The 14,570-nt window shown below is 38.6% G+C and carries 12 protein-coding genes and 1 tRNA gene; 7 read left to right on the top strand and 6 right to left on the bottom strand.

Features of this window, described 5'->3' with window-relative positions:
• Positions 1-340: 340 nt before the first annotated feature.
• From pds to CUN59_RS17365, 3 genes are all read left to right on the top strand, one after another.
• Entirely contained in the window at positions 341-1,801 is a 1,461-nt protein-coding gene (pds, locus tag CUN59_RS17375) for a 15-cis-phytoene desaturase (RefSeq protein WP_104389030.1), read from the top strand.
• Entirely contained in the window at positions 1,785-2,717 is a 933-nt protein-coding gene (gene crtB, locus CUN59_RS17370) for a 15-cis-phytoene synthase CrtB (protein ID WP_104389029.1), read from the top strand. Before pds ends, crtB begins: the two co-directional genes overlap by 17 nt.
• Before the next feature lie 151 nt (positions 2,718-2,868).
• Positions 2,869-2,956, top strand: a tRNA-Ser gene (locus tag CUN59_RS17365).
• A gap of 57 nt (positions 2,957-3,013) precedes the next feature.
• Here CUN59_RS17365 and CUN59_RS17360 read toward each other — a convergent pair.
• From CUN59_RS17360 to CUN59_RS17345, 4 genes are all read right to left on the bottom strand, one after another.
• Positions 3,014-3,982, bottom strand: coding sequence for a hypothetical protein (locus CUN59_RS17360; RefSeq protein ID WP_104389028.1), 969 nt, complete (start codon positions 3,980-3,982; stop codon positions 3,014-3,016).
• 10 nt (positions 3,983-3,992) lie between these two features.
• Positions 3,993-4,238 carry a hypothetical protein gene (locus CUN59_RS17355; RefSeq protein ID WP_104389027.1) on the bottom strand — a complete coding sequence of 82 codons (246 nt, stop codon included), beginning with the start codon at positions 4,236-4,238 and terminating at the stop codon, positions 3,993-3,995.
• Positions 4,239-4,680: 442 nt separating this feature from the next.
• Complete coding sequence (locus tag CUN59_RS17350) at positions 4,681-5,148, bottom strand: Hsp20/alpha crystallin family protein (RefSeq protein ID WP_104389026.1); 468 nt, start codon at positions 5,146-5,148, stop codon at positions 4,681-4,683.
• A gap of 493 nt (positions 5,149-5,641) precedes the next feature.
• Complete coding sequence (locus tag CUN59_RS17345) at positions 5,642-6,607, bottom strand: DMT family transporter (RefSeq protein WP_104389025.1); 966 nt, start codon at positions 6,605-6,607, stop codon at positions 5,642-5,644.
• A 108-nt stretch (positions 6,608-6,715) separates the two neighbouring features.
• On the opposite strand from CUN59_RS17345, the gene CUN59_RS17340 reads away from it, so the two are divergent.
• Entirely contained in the window at positions 6,716-7,810 is a 1,095-nt protein-coding gene (locus CUN59_RS17340; RefSeq protein WP_104389024.1) for an amidinotransferase, read from the top strand.
• 411 nt (positions 7,811-8,221) lie between these two features.
• Positions 8,222-8,695: a GNAT family N-acetyltransferase gene (locus CUN59_RS17335; RefSeq protein WP_104389023.1), complete on the top strand. Its 474-nt coding sequence runs from the start codon at positions 8,222-8,224 to the stop codon at positions 8,693-8,695.
• A gap of 141 nt (positions 8,696-8,836) precedes the next feature.
• Here the strand turns inward: CUN59_RS17335 and CUN59_RS17330 are convergent, their stop codons facing one another.
• Together CUN59_RS17330 and CUN59_RS17325 are read right to left on the bottom strand one after the other, a co-directional pair.
• Entirely contained in the window at positions 8,837-9,328 is a 492-nt protein-coding gene (locus tag CUN59_RS17330) for a GNAT family N-acetyltransferase (RefSeq protein WP_104389022.1), read from the bottom strand.
• A gap of 96 nt (positions 9,329-9,424) precedes the next feature.
• Positions 9,425-10,594: an RpoD/SigA family RNA polymerase sigma factor gene (locus CUN59_RS17325; protein WP_104389021.1), complete on the bottom strand. Its 1,170-nt coding sequence runs from the start codon at positions 10,592-10,594 to the stop codon at positions 9,425-9,427.
• A gap of 1,041 nt (positions 10,595-11,635) precedes the next feature.
• Here CUN59_RS17325 and priA point away from each other — a divergent pair.
• Positions 11,636-14,104, top strand: a complete 2,469-nt coding sequence (gene priA / locus CUN59_RS17320) for a primosomal protein N' (RefSeq protein ID WP_104389020.1) — start codon at positions 11,636-11,638, stop codon at positions 14,102-14,104.
• Positions 14,105-14,293: 189 nt separating this feature from the next.
• The gene (locus CUN59_RS22365) at positions 14,294-14,428 is read left to right on the top strand and encodes a hypothetical protein (protein WP_279327315.1); all 135 of its coding nucleotides are present in this window, start codon (positions 14,294-14,296) and stop codon (positions 14,426-14,428) included.
• Positions 14,429-14,570 lie beyond the last annotated feature (142 nt).

Below are 14,570 nucleotides of genomic sequence, written 5' to 3'. Positions count from 1 at the left end.
GCTTATGAATAGAGATTTTTTTAGCGATTTAGTTTACTGGAATTAGTAAAAAAAATCAGTATAAATACGTAATTAAAAGCTAATTTTTGTATTGATAGCAAGATGTTAAGCAAAAAAATACACTGATTGATTAGGAGTCATAAACTACACTAAAGATTTTGCCAATTAAAAATATTTGTGCTAACCACAAGCAAAAAAACAACGTAACTTCGAGACTCACGGATAAATTTCGAGAATTTTTTCCTAACCAATCACCAGCCGATGCGCCAAATGTAAAGGATTGCAACGTATAATGAGAACGACAAAACAGTTAAGAAATATTGAAGAATAGTAGGTTTAAATGCGAGTGGCGATCACGAAGTGCAGCGTAGCTATCGCGGGAGCAGGTCTAGCAGGACTTTCCTGTGCAAAATATCTCACCGATCTAGGTTACAAACCCATTGTTTTGGAACGCCGAGACGTGGTGGGGGGAAAAGTAGCAGCCTGGAAGGATGCTGATGGTGACTGGTACGAAACAGGGCTGCACATTTTCTTTGGGGCGTATCCCAATATGTTGCAGTTGTTCAAAGAATTAAACATTGAAGATCGCCTCCAGTGGAAAGAACACACAATGATCTTCAATCAGCCCGAAGCGCCAGGAACCTACAGCCGCTTTGATTTCCCCGACTTACCAGCACCTATAAATGGTGTGATGGCAATTCTGAGAAACAACGACATGCTGACTTGGCCTGAGAAAATCAGTTTTGGCATCGGTTTATTACCTGCCATTCTCCAAGGGCAAAAGTACGTGGAAGAAATGGACAAATATTCTTGGCGGGAGTGGTTGCAAAAACAAAACATTCCTCCCAGAGTGGAAAAAGAAGTATTCATTGCTATGTCCAAAGCTTTGAACTTCATTGATCCAGATGAAATTTCTGCCACTGTACTCTTAACGGCATTGAATCGCTTTTTACAAGAGAAAAACGGCTCAAAAATGGCCTTTCTCGATGGTTCACCCACAGAAAGATTGTGTCAGCCAATCATTGACTATATTACTGAACGTGGTGGTGAAGTCCGCCTGAATGCACCCTTGAAAGAGATTTTACTCAACGAGGATGGAACGGTAAAAGGCTTTCTGTTACGGGGTTTAAATGGGGCAGAAGATGAAATAATAACAGCAGATACCTATGTATCTGCCTTACCTGTTGATCCTTTAAAACCGATTTTGCCCAGTGCATGGAAAGAAATGCCCTTTTTCCAACAATTAAACGGTTTAGAAGGTGTACCAGTAATTAATGTGCATATCTGGTTTGACCGCAAATTAACGGATATTGACCATCTGTTATTCTCTCGCTCTCCACTCCTAAGCGTTTATGCTGACATGAGTAATACTTGCCGAGAATATGCCAATCCTGACCGTTCCATGTTGGAATTAGTTCTAGCACCTGCCAAAGATTGGATCTCTAAATCTGATGAGGAAATTATTGCTGCAACTATTACCGAGTTAGAAAAGCTATTTCCTCAACATTTTGGTGGTGATAACTCTACCAAAATGCTCAAATATCATGTGGTGAAAACTCCACGTTCAGTTTACAAAGCTACACCAGGTCGTCAACAGTATCGTCCTTCCCAACAAACCCCCATTTCTAATTTTTTCCTGACTGGGGATTATACAATGCAGCGTTATCTCGCCAGTATGGAAGGAGCGGTACTTTCTGGTAAACTAACAGCGCAGGCCATTTCTCAAGCGCTGACGGTAGCAAATTCCTCTCACCTGCAAACGCCAACACGACCGACCGCCACGAATGCTGCAACTGCCTGATTCCCTCCCGCGCATGAAAACGCTGGTCTCTATAGATGAGTCATACAACCTTTGTCGGGAACTCACAGCTAAGTACGCCAAGACTTTTTACTTGGGGACAATGCTGATGAGTCCGGCCAAGCGTCAATCTGTTTGGGCAATTTATGCCTGGTGTCGCCGTACAGATGAATTAGTGGATGGACCGGCATCCGCTATCACCACGCCAGAAACCCTAGACCTATGGGAAAAGCAACTGGAGGGGATTTTTGCGGGATGCCCATTGGATAATTATGATGTAGCGTTAGTAGATACACTCCAACGCTTTCCCTTAGACATTCAGCCCTTTCGGGATATGATTGCGGGTCAGCGCATGGATTTGTATCGCAGTCGCTATGAAACTTTTGAGGATTTATATCTCTACTGCTATCGAGTAGCGGGGACTGTAGGCCTGATGTCAACCACGATTATGGGCGTAGATAATAGTATCTATACTGCCCCATGGCACCAAAACCAACAACCCTATCTTCCTATAGAAGAAGCGATCGCTCTGGGAATTGCCAACCAACTTACCAATATTCTCCGAGATGTTGGTGAAGATGCACGCCGAGGCAGAATCTATCTTCCCTTAGAAGATTTAGCTAAATTTAATTACACCGAGGAAGAATGTATCCAAGGTGTATTAGATGATCGGTGGCGTGCGTTCATGCAGTTTCAAATTGCTCGCGCCCGTCAATTCTATATTCAAGCAGATAAAGGTATTAGTTATCTTGCTGCTGATGCTCGGTGGCCTGTATGGGCTGCATCCATGCTCTATGAGCAGATTTTAGAAATGATTGAGCGCAATGATTATGATGTGTTCAGTCAGCGAGCTTATGTTCCCCAATGGAAAAAGTTACGCACTTTGCCGGCAGCTTGGATGCGATCGCAAGTCTTATAGTCCAGTGGTCAGTGGTCAGTGATCATTGGTCATTGGTCAGTGATCATTGGTCATTGGTCATTGGTCATTGGTCAGTGGTCATTGAACTACTATTTAGAAAATAACTATTGACTAACTCAAAAACATTTGCTATTATCGTTTTGCATAACTTGGAGAGGTGGCTGAGTGGTCGAAAGCGGCAGATTGCTAATCTGTTAAGGGATTATATCCCTTCGAGGGTTCGAATCCCTCCCTCTCCGTTTTTGAAAAGAGTAGATACCGGATTTTTGAAGAAGTCCGGTATCTATTTTTTTGGCTCATTTCTTGGCGATCATATTCAGATCCCAAGTATACAAACCAATTTGATTAGGAACTCTGACAAATCGGCCTGTGCGATGACCCCTAGATAGTTCATTGAGAACCTTATTTTTCACCTCTCTAACTTCCTCTGGATCGAGATTTCCATAAATGCCGTAGACTATTTCATTAACATTGAAAACTCGTCCTGGATTTTGTTCTAAAAATAAGGTTAGAGCATCAATTAAAAATTGACCCTCAAATTCTGGTAACATTGGCAATAATTTCGTCTGGGGTCTGACGAAATGTTTGTTAGGTTTGCTGGGTTTCATTCCCCTAGATATTCCCCTACTATGAATAGGAGCAAGTGAACTTAACTCTAGGGTATAACAACCCGGTTCATTGGGAATTGCTGACCAATAACCACTTTCCCGTCCTTGAGTTAGAGATGATTGGACTCTACCTTTAACAACTTTAAAGATCGTAGACTCTAAATCACCATAGAGCGATCGCACGATAAAATCTATGTGACAGACAGTACCCACATATTCTCGCAATAGCTTTTTCAATGCTTCCATGCGAGTCATATTTTCATAATGGGGAAGCATGGGAACATCTTCACCTTTACCAATATAGTGACGACGTTCCAAAGAAAAATGGTTTGACTCTTCAACTTGAGCAAGGGAAGAATCTGTTTTTAAAGACTCTGATTTGGGAATTTCTGACTCTGGAGATTGGAAACACTCTACCGCAGAAGTCCGTTGAGAAGACAGCAGCAATAGTGAATCTTCCTTCACAACTTCCATCGCTTCGCTATCACCACCATAGGACCAGGTAGACAATAAAGATTCTACATGATCTAATTGCGATCGCGCCTCTATGAATAAACGTTGGTACTTTTGCGTCAGACTCCCATAGTAATCTCGCAATTCCAACAAAGGGTTGATAAATACATCAGGTGGTGCTTGTAATTGTCCTGGAGAATTCATAGTAATTCACTCAAACTAAATCTGTATCGCTGGTGTAAGTCATGGGACGAGGTTTGCTTGGTTCAGATACCTGAAGTGATTTTTTAGGAGGTTGGGGCGGACGACAACTTTCACAATATAAAGGACGAGTTCCGAAAGTTTCCCGCTTTGTCGCCTGATTACATTCTTTACAAACAAAGTGAAAAACTCGCGTATGAATCAGTCTTTTGTGCGCTCTGACAGTATATTCTCTAACATCAATTACTTTGGTTGCCATAATTAATAATTACCAATCTCAATCCTCTTTATATAGCTATTCAAGCCAATGAAACTGTATCAGTATGTGTTTCTGGAGAAGTTTCCCAAAAAATAGAAAATCCTATCCAAGCCAAGAACACAAACTCATATTTCCGATATATTAACAATGACTGAGATATATTTGCTCATTCCTGACATGAAAGTAGGAACAGGAATAGAGAAGAACTTTGTTGCATTTATAACTGCTAAACAACAAAGTAATTTTTGCCATCTATCCTGAGAATTAATTATATAATTATAAATATATTTTCTGGCACACCTGTTGAGTGGCAAGAGTGAAGGAATAGAAAAGCTGCCACCCACCATCAGTTATAATTTACGGCTATTTTTTAGCAAAAAACCGAAGGATGAAAGGATTTTATCTCCCTCCATCCTTCTTAATTTAGCCTAGCAAAAAGTCACTAACCGAGATTAACCTTCACAGCTTTATGTTTTTCTGATTCAGCTTTAGGAATCGTTAGATGGAGAATCCCATCCTTATATTCTGCTGCTACTCTGTCATTATCTACGACCGCAGGCAAGGCGATAACCCGTTGAAACTTACCATAACGAAATTCTGAACGAGTGATACCTTCCGCTTCCGTTTTCGTTTCTGACTTCCGTTCACCGCTAATAGAAACTGATTCAGGAGTGACTTCCACATCAAGGTCTTTTGCATCCAAACCAGGTATTTCTATTTTTAACTTCAAATCATTATCAGTTTCTACAATTTCCGCCGCAGGAATGAAAGTTAATGGTAATCTTTCACCTCCATCAGTTGGTAATAATTGTTCAAATAAACGATTCATTTGCCGCTGTAAAATGCCCATTTCAGGGAATGGGTCCCAGCGTTCGATTTCCCGGAACGGATCCCAACGTACAAGTGTCATAGCTATCTCCTCAAAAATTCACGATTGGACTTTTTGATTTGGTAAGACTGAATCTTAAGCTTCTAACTTGGTAAACAATAACACTACTGGTAAAGCTACTAACTTTTAACTTCCACAAAGCTTAATCTTTAGCTTCCCAACTACATAATAACACTAGAAAACAAATTAGTTACAGTTCGGTTTTATAGATATGATCAGAGTGATAACCGAACTCTTTAAATAATAACTCTAAATTCTGATGTGAGCGGATAAGTTATTGATATTTTCAATATTATTTAGACAAAAATATCTTAGATATAATTATAAATTCATCTCAGAAGTCGGGGATGTAGCGGTATGCAGTTGAATGAGATACAAACGGTTACCAAGCGATAGCCTGCGTGGTGTAGCCATAGTCGAAGTGCTGAAAGTTAAAAATCATACAGGAATGATAAGGCTTTCCCTCCTGCCTCCTGCTATATCCTGATCAAGGAGTGCTATAGTTGCATACTAATTAATGTTTGACCCCTTCACCAGATTGAGCAAAGTAGATACCCACTAAAACAACGAAAAAAGCAATCCAATTGAGGAAACTTAAATTTTCTTGGAACACTATCCATGCTAATACCGCCGTAATAATTGGTTGTAATAACATGAACAGGGAAACAAAACCAGAAGAAAATTGTTTTAGTTGATAGATAAAAATGATGGAAGCAATAACTTGACAGAGAAGACTTAAAGATAAGATATTGACCCAGCCAAAAATAGAGCTGGGGAAAAGTTGATCTTCAAAAACTAAGACAAAGGGTAAGAGAATGAGACTAGAAAGGATACAATACCATAGAGAAATAGTCAGAGATGAAAATTGCGATCGCAGTTTTTCTATAGTTAAAAAATACCCAGCATAGACAATAGCCGAAAATAAAGCCCAAGCATCACCTATCAAGTGATCAGGAGAAACTTGTAAATCTTGAATCCCAATGGATATTGCGCCACCGACAGCAATTACCATCCCCATAATAAAGGTCTTATCAAATTTTTGTCCTAGGAATAACCACCCTCCCAACACAGCAAAAACCGATGGTAAATTATGCAAAAGATTAGAATTAGCGACGCTAGTTTGAGTTAAGGATAAAGCCCAAGTCACTAAACAGGCTTCCCCACAAATTACCACCGCCAGAAAAATCAGTAAAGTCCCCAAAGTAATGGGTTTTGACTCTTGAGATGATGGCAAATCATTAGATTGGCTCTGCCAGATAAACAGTACTCCTTGCCAAAATAAGAATATACCCGCAGCTATTAATTCACGATTAAACACCGTAGCGTTAGGACCTAATTCATTTTCACTTAATCTTGTTAATATAGGATCTAAAGATACAAGTAATACTGCTATAAATAACAAGATAAAATCCAGAATAACTGGCTTAAATTCTACTTTATCTATTGGTTTATCTAGTTCTGTGTCAATAACATTAGTCATTATTAAAAGTGTATATCTTGATTCCGTGTTCTATAATACCATAATATATCTGAATATTCACTTGTATAGCTTTCAGAAACTATACTTTGTTCTCAACTTCAAATAAATATGACATTTAATCAGCAATCAACCGCATCAGTAACATCAGTTGTTAACTCATTCAACGAATGGGACCTATTAGAAGAAGTAATTGTGGGACGATTAGATGGTGCAATAATACCACCTTGGCATATCACAGTTAAAGCCACTATGCCACAGCGTTATTGGGATCTATTCCGTACCTATGGGGGTAAATTATTTCCCGAAGAGTTAATTAAAGCTGGAGAAAAGGACTTAGAGGAACTTGTTCACATTTTAGAAGCAGAAGGTGTTAAAGTTCGTCGTCCCGATGCCGTAAATTATTCTCTTCCTTATGGAACTCCCGACTGGCAAAGTCCCAGTGGTCTTTATGGGGCAATGCCCAGAGATGTGATGATTGTAGTAGGTGACAAACTGATAGAAGCACCCATGCCTTGGCGGTCTAGATTCTTTGAAATTAATGCCTATCGTTCCCTAATTAAAGAGTATTTTCATGCGGGCGCGCAATGGCTGCCTGCACCTAAACCAGAACTGCGTGATGAACTATATAACTATCAATATGAAGAAGCAGATAAAGATGCACCATTTAACTCTTCACTAACCGAATTTGAACCTGTATTTGATGCGGCTGAATTTAGTAGATGTGGTAGAGATATCTTTGTACAACAAAGTCAAGTTACCAATCAGTTTGGCATTGAATGGATGCGAAGATGTTTAGGTGATGAGTATAGAATTCATGAACTGAAATTCAAAGACCAATCAGCAATGCACATTGATGCAACCTTTGTACCTCTAGCTCCTGGTAAAGTTTTAATACATCCTTATAAAGTTGATAACCTTCCTGATATGTTCGATAGTTGGGATGTAATTAAAGTTAAAGAATTCGCCTTACCGGAGGATCATCCTCTGTTTATGAGTAGTAGAGGAGTAGGGATGAATGTTTTATCAATTGATGAAAATAGGGTAATTGTTGAAAGGCAAGATGAACCCATGATTAGATTATTAAAAGATTGGGGATTTACACCAATTCCTTGTAATTTCCGTAATTTTAATACCTTTGGTGGTTCTTTCCATTGTGCAACTTTAGATATTAGAAGAAAAGGCACACTGCAATCTTATTTTTAATAAGTAGGTTGGTGTTAAAAATTGTCGTTATAGGCACGCAAGAGGTAAAAGGCAAGAGTGAAGAAGTTTGATACCAATTTTCCATGAGTATGTCTTCCTTTTATGCTTATTTCGCCCCCTCAATCCCCCAAACTTGGGGGACTTTAAAATTCTTATTACCCCAGAATTGGGGGTTAGGGGGCATTAAAACCCTATTAGGCAACTTGATTAGACTTATATTTACACCGTAGCCTTAGTAAGGGGGGACCACGAAGCAGGAGGGTAAATTATATGCAACTTTACAAAAAAATGGTATGAGGCGATTTTACTTTTCTTCACTTATTTTTCTGATCTCACGTCCACCTACTTATTGGATCATATAATATCTCCGTCTCAACAGCCGGGGATCTAAGTTTCTAAAGGAAAATAACAATGCCAGAAGATTTATTAATTCGTAAAGGTGAATTAAAGGATTTGGAAATTTTAGTTAAATTTAATCAAGCTTTGGTATATGAAACAGAACATAAAAAACTCCCAGAGGATCAGATGACTCAGGGAATAGAAACATTATTAAAAACCCCCAGTTTGGGATTTTATTTAGTCGCTCAAAAAAATCATCAAGTTGTGGGTTCATTAATGATTACCACAGAATGGAGTGACTGGCGTAATGGTTTATATTGGTGGATTATGAGTGTATACGTTGATCCAGATTTTCGCCGTCAAGGTATTTTCAGAAAACTTTATCAATTTGTCAAACAGGAAGCCCAAAAGCCTCAAAATGGTTTCAAAATATGTGGATTTAGACTTTATGTAGAGCGGGATAATTTAGTTGCTCAAAAGACTTATCAATCTTTAGGCATGGAGGAAACTGCTTATTATATTTATGAAAAATTAGGAGATTTTTAAATCATTTGAGACGATAAGATCCTCGACTTCTTTTGTTTATTTTGTCCATAAATGATAAATTGATTTGGTGAAGTCGGGGATCTGGATATCAAAGATTTAGCTGAATACTTACCAATTTTCCTATCAACAGTCAACCATCAACTATTGATTTGCTAATTTAATTAAATTCTCTTGAGTGACACGACAAATCCGCCAATCTTCTATCATTTCTGCTCCCATACGATAATAAAATTTCTGGGCTGATACATTCCAATCTAAAACATTCCATTCTAAGCGTCCGCAATCCCTCTCTACTGCTATTTGAGCAACTTTGGTTAAAAGTGCTTTACCAATACCCTGCTGACGATATTCGGGGATAACATAGATATCTTCTAAATAAATTCCTGGCTTGGTTAAGTAGCTAGAATAATTATGGAAAAACATGGAAAAGCCGACGGCTTTACCATCAATTTCTGCTAACATTGCTTCTATATATTTTGGTGAGCTAAATAAATGCTGATGGAGTTTTTCAGCATCGCCAGTTACAGTATGAGCTAATTTTTCGTATTCTGCCAATCCCTGCACCAATTCAAACAGAATAGCGCAATCTCTAGGTTCAACAAAACGGATGATTAAATTAGTATTAGCAGTCATTAGTCATTAGTCTATAGTCTACAGTCCATAGTTTATATCCAAGTGGATGAATTTTTGGAACAACGGACTAATGACAATTGACTAATGACTAATAACTTATACCAACCAACCTTTTAAACGTTTAGCTATGTGGGGACGACGTAACTTTCGCATAGCTTTACTTTGAATTTGGCGAACTCGTTCACGGGAAAGGTTAAACATATTACCTACTTCTTCCAGGGTGCAGGGTTCGCTGGTGGTGAGTCCATAGCGGAGGGAAATGACATCTTTTTCCCGTGGGGTGAGTACGTCTCCAAGGACTTCCCAAATCTCCTGACGCATCATGTTTTCGTTCATTTTGGCTTCAGGAGACTGGTTATCTTCGTCTTCTAGCAAGTCCATTAACTCTGTGTCTTCCTCTTTACCGACACGATGGTTAAGGGAAAGTGCTTGACGGCGAAGTTGTTGGAGTTGACGCAGTTGGTGAACGGTAATTTCCAAAGATTCGGCCATTTCGGCCTCTGTTGGGTTGCGAGAGAGTTGTTGTTTAAGTTCCCGTTGAGCTTTTTTTAGTTTATTAAGTTTTTCAACAATGTGGATTGGTAAGCGTATAGTTCGGGCATCATTAGCAATCGCTCTTGTAATTGCTTGTCTAATCCACCAATAAGCATAAGTAGAAAACTTATATCCTTTATCGGGATCGAATTTTTCCGAAGCCCGGTTTAAACCCATTGCACCTTCTTGAATTAAATCTAGAAAGGGTACGCCGCGATTGAGATATCTTTTAGCAATAGATACTACTAATCGTAGATTAGAACGAATCATTTTCCGTTTAGCCACTCTCCCCTGATACAAGCGACTTTCTAGTTGTTTTTCAGTCATATCCAACTTAGAAGCAACTTGAACTTTACTGGGATGAGTTCCTAGTTCTAATTCTAACGCTGCTTGTAATTCTTTGAATTCTTCTAAAAATCTGACTCGTCTGGCTAACTCTACTTCTTCATCAGGTTTGAGCAGGGGATAACGCGCCATTTCTTTAAAAAAAGCGCCAACAGCATCATCATTTTCGGTTTTATTGTATCCCGAAGGACGGGCTGCGGCCATGTCATCGCTATTCCGTTCTTCTGATTCCAAATTTTCAACAATTAGCGCATCCTCATATACTACTTGATCTAAACTTTCCAACGATGGTTCTTCATGATCAGTAATATTCTCCAGTATTTCCATTGTTCCCAATTCAGCAAAATTCATAGTTTCCTTTAGGGATGGTTGCTTTGTTTGGTACATAATTTAATGACAACAGCTTCTTTTAAGACTTGGTAGTTTTCCCTTCAGGACAAATACACCCTTGTTCTCTAGCAAAATCCTCTCTTTTTGATCATTCCTGTTCTGGAACGTAAATCAGTATTTGTCCATTATTTTTAGTTCTGGCTAGATGCAACTCATAATCATTACTGGCTTTAACCTCAGTAAAAAACTAACTTTTAACAGAAGCTAAATAGACATATTCTTCATTCTTTTCCTAATTACCAAATATGTCAAACCCACTGATGACAACTTTAACAAATATCAAAAAATTTGATAAACAAGTCTATATATCTATCCTAAATGATTTGTCAAAAAATCCTGTCGTTTGTTGCCTGTTAGTTGTTCTATACCCCATAAATTAAGGAAGGAAAGGAATATATTAATTTTTTGTGTATTTTTCACAAAGTTTTCAGGTTTGTCCGGTTTGGATACTGGGAGTATTTGAATAAAAAGCCATTTTAGTACTAGAGTTATTTATTCCTCCGAGAATTTACTAAATGATCCAAATTACAAAAATGATAACTTACAATCCGGATAATATTTATCGTTTAAAAGCATCTCATATTGAAGAAATATTTAATATCTATCAATGGGTGTAAAAACTCTATACCTGATTTCCTAATTCTATTTACTAATTAATTCATAACATTAACTTAATTATTGAGAAACTAGTTATTAAGAGTCATAATGCTGATAAGATAGTAATTTTAATTATATTTCTAACTGATGATTACTTATGGATTAAGACTATTTCTCAAGATAGAGTGAGGGGTGGAGAAGACAAATTAATAGTTCCATTACATCAGAAAAATTGGTTAATAGCTTGTATCAGCTAATTTTTCAAATATCAATTATTTGTCTGGTAGATTACATAAATTATAGATTATCAAGTATTATGTCTTATGTAAGTATTGTAAAATATTATTTACATCAGGTAAAAGTTAAGGATAGAATTAAGTGAGCTTGGACAAAATCTATCAAGTATCTTGTGTCAATTAGTTCTTAATAAATCGAGACGTTATGTATAGTAATAGTGTAAATTCATCGGTTATAGCTGTAGCTGAACCTGGGAGACCATATCCATCGCAAACAAAGTTGTCTCAATGGGTGGAAGTGCTTGTAGATTGTCCAGGCTGCTCGGACATATTTACCTATAAAATACCAGATCAGTTATTGATCAAACCTGGGGATATTTTAAGCGTTCCCTTTGGGGCAACACAGGTAGGTGGTATTGCAATTCGCTTATTGACTCAACCTGATGTAGATATTCCTTTAGAAAAAATTCGGGAAGTAGAAGATGTCGTCAGTCAAGGATTTTTCCCCCCTGGTTACTGGACATTACTTAATCAAGTTGCATCTTATTACTATACACCCCTAATTCAGGTGATTCGCGTTGCTTTACCACCAGGCTTATTAGGGCGATCGCAACGTCGTCTCCGCTTAACTCCCTTGGGGAAAGAAAACCTAGCTATTTATATCAGTCCTACAGCGCAGCAAGTAATCAATCTTTTACAAAAAACGCCAACAGCAGATTATAGTTATCACTACATTCAACAAAAAGTTAAAGCTGCCTATCGGGGAATTCGGGAATTAATCCGGTTAGGATTAGCAGAAAATTATTTAGAACCGCCACGACTCACCCAGCCTAAATTACAAAAAGCTGTCACCCTTTTGGACAATCACGATGATGATTTAACAACCCGTCAAAAAGAAATTGTCGAAGTTTTGCGACGACAAGGAGGGGAAATGTGGCAAAGTGAATTATTGCAACTTTGTAGTACCAGCACTTCCACCCTCAAAGCTTTAGTAGATAAAGGCTATATAGTTATTGAAGACAGGGAAATTTTACGCAGAGAACAGGGTGTCACCGTCATCGGAGATCATCATAAATCCTTAACACCAGCCCAAAACAACGCTTTAAAAACTATTAACTCCTTAACTAGATTCGCTCAAGTATTGTTGCACGGAGTAACAGGTTCAGGCAAAACAGAAGTATACTTGCAAGCCATATCACCCATAGTCGAACAGGGGAAATCTGCCATCGTTTTAGTTCCCGAAATTGGCCTTACACCCCAACTCACGGATAGATTCCGCGCCAGATTTGGTAACAAAGTCCAGGTTTATCACAGCGCCCTATCGGATGGTGAACGTTACGACACTTGGCGACAAATGCTCACAGGAGAGCCACAAATCATCATTGGCACGCGCAGTGCCATTTTTGCACCTTTGCCCAATCTAGGCTTAATTATCCTGGACGAAGAACATGATAGCAGCTTTAAACAAGATGCTCCCATTCCTACCTATCATGCCCGCACTGTCGCCCAATGGCGAGCCGCATTAGAAAATTGTCCCCTAATTTTAGGTTCTGCAACTCCATCTTTAGAAAGTTGGGTGAGTCGAAATCATCAATATCTCTCACTACCAGAACGCATTAACTCCCGGCCATTACCGCCGGTGGAAATAGTGGATATGCGTCAAGAATTGAAAGAGGGAAATCGGTCTATTTTTAGTAGAAAGTTGCAAAATGCCCTGGAAAAATTAGAAGAAAAACAACAACAGGGGATATTATTTATCCATCGCCGCGGACATAGTACCTTTGTGTCTTGTCGTAGTTGTGGTTATGTGTTGGAATGTCCCCACTGTGACGTATCCCTAGCTTATCATCATGTTGAAGCGGGAGCGCAGGAATTATTACGTTGTCATTACTGCAACTATGGACGGTTACATCCTCCCCATTGTCCTGAATGTAGTTCTCCTTATTTGAAATTTTTCGGTAGCGGTACTCAACGGGTAGCACAGGAATTAAATAAGCAATTTCCCAATTTAAAAATAATTCGCTTTGATAGCGATACTACCAACACCAAAGGCGCGCACCGTAACCTTCTCACTAAATTTGCGAACGGTGAAGCTCATTTGTTAGTGGGAACACAAATGTTAACAAAAGGGTTAGATTTACCCCAAGTTACTTTAGTAGGTGTAGTTGCGGCGGATGGATTATTGCATTTATCCGATTATCGCGCCAATGAACGCACATTTCAAACTCTCACCCAAGTTGCAGGAAGAGCCGGAAGAGGTGATGATCCAGGTAGGGTAATTATCCAAACCTATACGCCAGAACATCCAATTATTGCCGCAGTACAAAAACATGATTATCAATCTTTTTGTGATGCAGAGCTAGCACAAAGACAAGCATTGAATTATCCTCCCTATGGGAGATTAATTTTATTGCGGTTAAGTAGTTTAGATCCTATTCAAGTCCAAAATGTAGCCCAAATTATCGCCACATTTTTGAGTGATAAAGAAGGATTTGAGATATTAGGCCCCTCACCAGCTAGTATTTTACGAGTAGCTAACCGTTATCGTTGGCAAATATTACTCAAGTTTGCTCCTGATGCTTTACCTAATTTACCAGATTGGTCAGAAGTGCGATCGCTTTGTCCTAGTTCTGTCAGTTTAACAATTGATGTTGATCCTATAAATATAATGTAATACCATTTATTTGTAAACTGGAGTTTAGACTAAAAACAGAGAGATAAGTTAAAACTACTGAGAAAAGAGAAGTTAAAAAGACTACTGACCATAGAGGATAAAGAATTGGGGAAAAAAAGCGGTCAGTGATGTAAAACTGACCGCAAAATGTTCAATGCTGATAAATGTAAAAGAGTTATCAGATTGACAATGCCATTAGAACAGCTAAGAGAATTTCGCACAAGTGTATACAATATTTTGGGCAAAGCCAAAGATGCCTTGTTTGACTTGATGGATGCAGCATTAATCACTCGGAGTATTTATGCCTTCATAGAATTAGCTTGACCACTGGTATCGTTTTGCTAAACAACTTGAGTTTGGACTCTACCACAACTTAGTACCCCAGAACAGTGTCAAAAGTGGAGCGACCTATTACCACTTATGACTTGGCAACTTTGGTTAGCCTGTGATGTTGCGGCTGATAATC

The organism is Cuspidothrix issatschenkoi CHARLIE-1 (genome assembly GCF_002934005.1).
GTDB classification, from domain to species: Bacteria; Cyanobacteriota; Cyanobacteriia; order Cyanobacteriales; family Nostocaceae; genus Cuspidothrix; species Cuspidothrix issatschenkoi.
Note: the sequence above shows the minus strand (reverse complement) of the source record. Positions and strands in the feature narration are given on the sequence as shown.